The 7,128-nt window shown below is 66.3% G+C and carries 4 protein-coding genes and 1 pseudogene; 3 read left to right on the top strand and 2 right to left on the bottom strand.

Annotation, left to right across the window (positions count from 1 at the left end; translation table 11 throughout):
• Window positions 1–343: 343 nt before the first annotated feature.
• Both JSV65_08245 and JSV65_08240 read right to left on the bottom strand, forming a co-directional pair.
• Window positions 344–2,512 carry a hypothetical protein gene (locus tag JSV65_08245; protein ID UCH36330.1) on the bottom strand — a complete coding sequence of 723 codons (2,169 nt, stop codon included), beginning with the start codon at window positions 2,510–2,512 and terminating at the stop codon, window positions 344–346.
• A gap of 880 nt (window positions 2,513–3,392) precedes the next feature.
• Window positions 3,393–3,584, bottom strand: a pseudogene (locus JSV65_08240) (prepilin-type N-terminal cleavage/methylation domain-containing protein).
• A gap of 587 nt (window positions 3,585–4,171) precedes the next feature.
• On the opposite strand from JSV65_08240, the gene JSV65_08235 reads away from it, so the two are divergent.
• From JSV65_08235 to JSV65_08225, 3 genes are read left to right on the top strand one after another with little or no spacing between them, the layout of a single operon-like run.
• Entirely contained in the window at window positions 4,172–5,248 is a 1,077-nt protein-coding gene (locus JSV65_08235) for an FAD:protein FMN transferase (GenBank protein UCH36329.1), read from the top strand.
• 20 nt (window positions 5,249–5,268) lie between these two features.
• Window positions 5,269–5,754 carry a DoxX family membrane protein gene (locus tag JSV65_08230; GenBank protein ID UCH36726.1) on the top strand — a complete coding sequence of 162 codons (486 nt, stop codon included), beginning with the start codon at window positions 5,269–5,271 and terminating at the stop codon, window positions 5,752–5,754.
• Window positions 5,755–5,786: 32 nt separating this feature from the next.
• A complete protein-coding gene (locus JSV65_08225; protein UCH36328.1) occupies window positions 5,787–7,124 on the top strand; it encodes a Gfo/Idh/MocA family oxidoreductase in 1,338 nt (445 codons plus the stop codon).
• The last annotated feature ends 4 nt before the right edge of the window (window positions 7,125–7,128 follow it).

The raw sequence follows: 7,128 nt of genomic DNA, 5'->3' as shown, positions 1-7,128 counted from the left end.
GACCTACTGGCTCGAATGCGTGCGCAGCCGGAAGCAGCCGCATGTGGATGCCCAGGTGGGAAACAAGGTCATGGTGGCGATCGCCCTTGGCGTGAAGGCCTATCGCGAGAACACGGTCGTGCAGTTCGACCCGGAGAAGGAGCGGATCGTGTCCTGACGCGCGAGCCAGGTGCGCCGGGCGAGACGAGTCCGAAGTCGCATGAATTGCACCGGGGCGGTCCTGTCGGGCCGCCCCGTTTCCGTGCCGGGCGCGGCCCGGCGTGAGCGCCGCCTCCGTATCCGAACGCGACTCCCAGGCTTGCCCGCTGCGGCGCAGGGGCACGCCCGGGAGGGTGGAAAGACGTTACTGATTCATCGCCTCTAGGCGCCACTGCGCCGCCTGCAAGTTCGCCTCGCGATACCGGCGCACCAACTCCCACTTCGGCCGGTCGGTCTCCGTGACCAAGCCGAACGCGAAGTTCTCCCCGAACACCAGCCCGGCGCCTTGCCCCGGGCCGCGTCCGGTGATTGGTTGGTCGTGGTAGAGGAAGTGTATCAAACCCACGGAATACGGGTCGCGCGCCGCCGCCTGCACCCAACGGTGGTACATTTCTCCCGCGTCGGCCTCATCGCGCGCCCAGACTTCATACCGGCCGAACCCGCGCCTGCCATCGTGCCACGGCGCAAAGCTGAACTCGCCGCACAGCGTCGGTTTGCCGGCCTCTTCTTCCATGCGCCGCCAGCGAGGGTCGTCGTACTCGCGGGCGTAGCGGTCATACCCGATGACGTCACAGTAAGGCGCGATCAGCCGCCACTCATCCTCGCTCGGCCACCACTCGCTCCACTGCGACATGACCCAGAAGCCGAAGTAGAGGTGGTTGGGGTCAACTAACTTGACGGTGCGGTAGATGAAGTCGTAGTAGCGGTCGGCGTAGAAGCGGCGAAGCTGCTCGACGTCCTCGGCAGGCGGTGTGGGTTGGCAGGCGTAGAGCGCGGTGCGGTCAGCGGCGCCGACCTGCCATGCCGCGGCGAGCTTCGGCACCGAGCCGCCGTACAGCTCGTCGACCGCGTAGTCCGCGAGCGCGCACTTCGCCGGCACCTCGGCGGGTTTGGCGAGAATCGAGGTGATCTCGTTGGCGGCGATCACCTCGCCCCACTCGTTGCCCAGCGACCACCCCAGGATGCGCGGGTCGTCCCGTCGCGGGGCGATCTGTCGTTCCAACTCCTTGCCGAATACCTCGCGCACCTCTGGGTCGAAGATATCGGGGTGCCTCACGATTGACGGCGTCGCGCCTCTGCCGAGGACCGGCACCGACACCAGGCTCGACGGCGCGCCCCACTTGCCGCCGCCGCTGAAGCCCCAGGCGCGAATGCGGCGTATCGCGCGCGCCGCTGCCTGGTCGGCCCAGTCTTCACCGTACTTGCGGATCAGGTTCGCCGTATGGAAGCGGACGGACTGCCCACTACCCGCCTGAGATAACGGCCCCTCCTGCGGCGGCAGCCATTCGTACACGAAGTCGCGGCCGGTGATCGGGGTGGCGTCACTCGTCGCCGCGGGGATCGCAGATACGCCGAGGTAGAAGCACGGGTTGCCCTTCGGGCTGATGAGCCACCAGTAGCCGTCACGGCGGACGACGTGGAAGAAGCCGGTCGCGCGGTCGCTCCAGCCCGCTTTGTTGTAGCCTCCGTACTCGTCGTAGTCGGGCGAGGGCGGCATCTTCGCCAACTCCGCGTCCTCGCGGGCGATGTCGGCGCGCAGGTCCTCGTCGCTGCGGACCTTGTCCGGCCAATTTGCGTACCGGCATTGGCCGTAGGGATCAACGAACGGCGCCGCACCCTCGAGGGTCGCGCCTGCGAAACGAACCGCGGCGTCTATTGTGATGGTATCTTCGGGCCCGGTTTCGACAGCCGCTATCCGGCGATCACCCGGCTCGAAGAGCTGCAGGGGCAAGGGCCGATCGAACGTGTCGCTGAAGTCGAAGCCGTGGCGGGCGATTTCCGCATCCCCGCGGGTGACGACAACGCTCATCGTGCGCACCAGCGCGAGCCATTCGCCCTCGGGGGTGAAGCCCGGGCGATAGTTGACGTCGAGTCGGCTGCCCGCCCGCCGCCATGTGCCGGCGCTTTCCGCAACCAGGTTGCCGTCGAGGAACAGCTGCGCGCGGTTGGGGGCGAGGACGGCGCGGATCTCGTACTCGCGGCCGGCGGCGAAGCCCGGGGCACGCTGGGCGTAGCGCCAGGCGGCGCCGTCAGCGACGGCGAGGGTAAGGGTCAGCGCGCCGAGGGACGCGCCCTTGAGGTTGAGGTAGAAGCCGAGCTTCTGCTCGTAATCGTGTTGCGTGGCGATGTAGAAACGACAGTTGGGCGACGTCTTCGCGTACGCTGATGAGGAGGAGGCTATGACGGTCAGCGCGAGGATAAGGAACGCCGCCGGGGCAGCATGCGACCGACGCCCCGCCGCAGGACACCGCCGCCGGGACTTCAGCGGTTCCCGTGCGAAAGTGTTCCGGGATAGAATGGCGGGCAGCGACATGGTGACCTCCGGGCACAGAGGTGATTGCCTGCGACGTCTGTGAGGTTCTGCCGGGGACGGGGCTTTCCTCCCGGCGGGCGCGAGAAGGCAATGAGGACGGCCCGCCCCAAGGGATGTCGGAGCGGGCCGCACGCCTGCTATCGGGCACCGGCAAGCCGACCGATGCCCGAACAGATAGACCCTACTGTATCTCGTTCGGCATGGTGAGTGAAGCGACGAACTCCCAGAACATCACGCGCATGTACTTGACGTGGCCGTCCACGAACGCGGTCGGCATGGCTACGGGAATGGTCGGCACCTCACCGCCGAGTTCGGGCGGGTAGATGTGCGACCAGGCGTATGCGTCGCTGTAACCTTCATGAGCAGCGCGGCTGATGCAGAACGCCATGGGCTTCCATACGGGGTCGTCGAAGTTGCCGACGGCGTTGCCGCAGGCCCAGAACTCCTGCGGGTTCTCGTACTCGCCATCGCTGATCATCCCCAGGATGTCGTGGAGCAAGTCCCAGATCCCGCCGAACTCGGCGTTGGTGGCGCCCGCGCTCCCTGACGCCACGTCGTAGTGCGCGCAGCACCAGGCGTAGGAGCCGACGTGGTCCTCACGCACGTCGTTGCTGCTCGCCTCATTGCTGTTCGCCGCCCCGACCTTGCGTACGCCGACAGCCGGGCCCGAGGTCAAGACCACGGTCTGGATCTTGAAGCCAGGCTTGCGCCGACTCCACGTCGGACAGTCGAACAGGTCCAAGCTCTTGACGTAGGGCTGGAGATTATCGGCGAGCTGCCAGAAGTCGAGGGAGCCGGTGCCGGCCCACGAGGTAAGGTAGAGATTGGCGGGATCCAGCGGGTGAGCGCTGCACCGCCAGCCAGTGGCGCTGGCTGCGGGCAGCACCTCGTCATAGTCCTGCGCGTACATGATCGCGGCCAGGGCGATCTGTTTCAGGTTGGACAGGCAGGTCGCCTTCCTCGCCGCCTCGCGCGCTCGCGCGAAGACGGGGAACAGGATAGCGGCCAGGATTGCGATGATCGCAATCACCACGAGCAACTCGATTAAGGTGAAACCACGATTCCTTCGCATCCTAGAACGGTCCTCCTTTTCGCTACGCGAAAGCGATCCGTTATGCTGGTAGCACGGGCCTATGACCAGCCGTGCGCCGTCTGCAGCCTCACCTCCTCCCGGCCCTGCCGATTCCGGACACTATGACCGTTACTGCTGGCCTACCTCCGGTGGCTCCAGTGCACGCCGTTCGCTGCTGCCGGGGCAGCGTTACTGAACACTACGACCAGCCACGCAAAGTGTACTCGGAATGCAGGCGCGCGTCAACGGTAGATGCCGCGCGGCGTGCCCCTGGCTTTCCGGGACAAGCCGCTAGCGCTGAGTGAAGGTGGCCCGGAGTTTGCCTTGTGTCCCGTCGCACGGCGGCCGCCCAGAGAGGCTACTCCGCCCTGCGAAGCCGGGCTTCGAAGCGCACGGAGCAGGGGGCTGCATGTGGCGCCACGGAGACTCGGTCACTCCCTCTCCCGGGGCCCCCAGCGCGAGCATCAGGCGCATCCCGTGCTGTGGCCCGACGCACAGGGGCGGAAGGGCGCGGAACACGGGTGTCGAACTACATCAAGTAAGGCGCTGTGTCATACGCGGACCGCCAGCGCGAACAGCACGACTCGATGACGTCAGATAAAGTCACCCCAACCCGCAGAGAGTTCCTGCGCCAGCAGCTCGGCCCTGTGCTGCTTGCGACGTTCGGTCGCAGGCCGGCACATGCGGCGCCACAACCGCCGCAGGCTGAGGCCAGCGAGCTGGTGAGCCTGTCGCGCACTGCCATGGCGTCGCGTTTCGAGGTCCTGTTGCCAAACGGCGACGGACAGGCCGTAGAGGCTGCCCGCGACGCGCTGGAGCTGACCGCTGACCTCGAACGGCAGATGTCAGTATTTCGGGAGGACAGCGAGATCAGCGACATCAATCGCCGCGCGGCAGCAGAGCCGGTGGAGATCGCGGTCGGGCTCTTCGGGCTGCTGGAGGCCGGCGCGCGACTGGCACAGGAAACCGGAGGCGCGTTCGAGATCGCGGCGGGCGCGTTGTCGCGAGTGTGGCGCATATGCCAGCGAGAAGGTCGGCTGCCTACCGAGGGGGAGATCGAGTCCACCCGGGCGCGCGTGGGCGTGGAGCACGTGCGGTTAGATTCCGAGCGGCGCACTGTCGAGTTCGCCCGCGAGGGGATGGAACTCGACCTCGGCGCGATCGGGAAGGGCTACGCGCTCGATCAAATGGCCGAGTTGCTGCGCCGCCGAGGTGTGGCAGATGCGCTCCTCCACGCCGGTTACAGCAGCGTATGCGCGATGGGTGGCCCGCATCGAGACGCCGGCTGGCTGCTCAGCGTCCGCGATCCGGCCGGGGGCGATGGGCCCGCCGCGCGGGTACGCCTGCAGGATCAATGCATGGCGACGTCCGGCTCGGCCGAGCAGTTCGTGGAGGCCGACGGCAAGCGCTACGGACACATTATTGACCCGCGCCGCGGGTGGCCGGCAGAAGGGGTGATGAGCGCCACCTGCGTCGCTCCCACCGCCGCCGAAGCAGACGCCCTGTCCACGGCATTCTACATCATGGGCGTCGAGGCGACGTTGGAGTACTGCGAGAAGCACCCGAACGTGGGTGCGCTGGTAATCGTCGCCGGCGAGTCCGACGGCGAGACGGAGACCGTGACCATCGGCATACCCGACGATCAATTGGAGGCCCCCACTTGACCGCGAATGAAGCCCAACGCGTGAACGTCGTTCAACAGGTGCTGCTCGTCGTCTTGAGGGTGGCGATCGGCTGGCATTTTCTGTACGAGGGCTACGTCAAGATCACCGACAAAGCGTGGTCGGCCGGGCCGTACCTAGCGGCGGCGCAGGGGCCGCTGGCGGGCGTGTTCCACGCCATAGCGCAGAACGACGGGATGCTGCGCGCGGTGAATCTGCTGAACGCGTGGGGCCTGACGGCGGCCGGCGCATGCCTCATCCTGGGGCTGCTGACGCCTGTCGCGTGTCTGGGCGCGGTGCTGCTGCTCGCGTTATACTACGCCGCCAATCCGCCGTGGATTGCGGTCCTGCCGATGGCGACGGAAGGCAACTATCTGATGGTTGACAAGAATCTCGTCGAACTGCTTGCGCTCTGTGTCGTGCTGGCCTTCAACACGGGGCGCATAGCGGGTCTCGACCTGCTGTACTACGAGTGGCGGGGGCGCCGCAAGGCCAAGGCCGCGGCGTGATTCGCACCTCCGATGGAGAAAAGGAAGGCAAGATGCTAACCGAAGAACAGAGGAAGATGGGACGGCGGACCTTTCTCAAGGCGATGGCGACGCTGCCGGCTCTCGGCGCGTTCGGATTCGCGGCGCGCCAGAAGCGGGTGCATGGCCGGCCGGTGCAGGCCGCCATGATCGGCAGTGGCAGCGAGGGGCGCGTGCTGCTCGAACAGTCGCCGACTGACCTCATCGAGTACAAAGCGGTGGCCGATGTTCGCCCCGACAGCCGTCAGGCAGGCGTGGACGTCATCAAGACGCGCTGGAAGACTGAGCCGGACGTGTACCCGGACGACTACAAGAAGCTGCTCGAGCGCGACGATATTGAGGCCATCGTGATTGCGACACCGCTGTGGACGCACGCAGCGATGACGGTGGATGCGCTCAACGCCGGGAAGCACGTGTTCTGCGAGAAAACGATGGCGTGGAGCGTCGACCAGTGCAAGGACATGGTGAGGGCGGCGCGGCGCAACAACCGCGTGCTCCAGATCGGGCATCAGCGCCACGCCAACCGCCTCTACGCGAGCGCGCTCAACATGATGCGCCAGGGGCTGATCGGCGAGGTCTACTACATCCGCACGCTGTGGCATCGTCATACGGACTGGCGGCGCGAGGTCCCGAGTATGGAGGACATGCGCAAGGCCGACGCTAACTTCGATCCCAAGCGCTGGGGCTACGATGATCTCGACCAGCTCGTCAACTGGCGCCATTACCGCAAGCTGTCCGGCGGGCTGATGGCGGAACTTGGCAGTCATCAGCTCGACGTCACGAATTGGTTCACCGGCGTCGTTCCCCGGCGGATACTGGCGTCCGGCGGACGGTTCTGGTGGAGCGGCCCCGGCGACATTGACGACCACGTCTATGTGACATGCGACTACCCGCCGAACGAGCTCGGCCCGTCCGGGACGACGGTGACGTTCTCGTCCATCAGCTCGAACGCATTCGATCACTACTACGAGCAATTCGAGGGGACCAAGGGCACCATCATCCTCACCGGCGAGACCGAGGCGATGCTGTGGTCGGAGGACAGCGACAAAGCGGCGGCGATCGAAGTGAAGAAGTCCGCCGCAGGCGCTCCGGTCATGGAAGCATCGGAGAGCCGCGTCGCCGACGCCGCCGGGAGCCAACTCGCGGCGGGCGAGGCGGCGGAGTCGGGCTTGGATCGCCTGGAACCGTACCGCAGGGAACTGGAGGATTTCTGCTCAGCGATCAAGTATCGGACCGAGGTGACGTGCAGCGGCGAGACTGCCCTGACCGCCGCCATCGTGATCCTCAAGGCCAACGAGGCGATGACGACGAAGCAGGTTCTCGACTTGGATCCCAAGGTCTACCAGATCTGAGGAG

This window comes from Armatimonadota bacterium, assembly GCA_020354555.1.
In the GTDB taxonomy this organism is placed as follows: domain Bacteria; phylum Armatimonadota; class Hebobacteria.
This window is presented reverse-complemented; position numbering and strand designations above follow the sequence as displayed.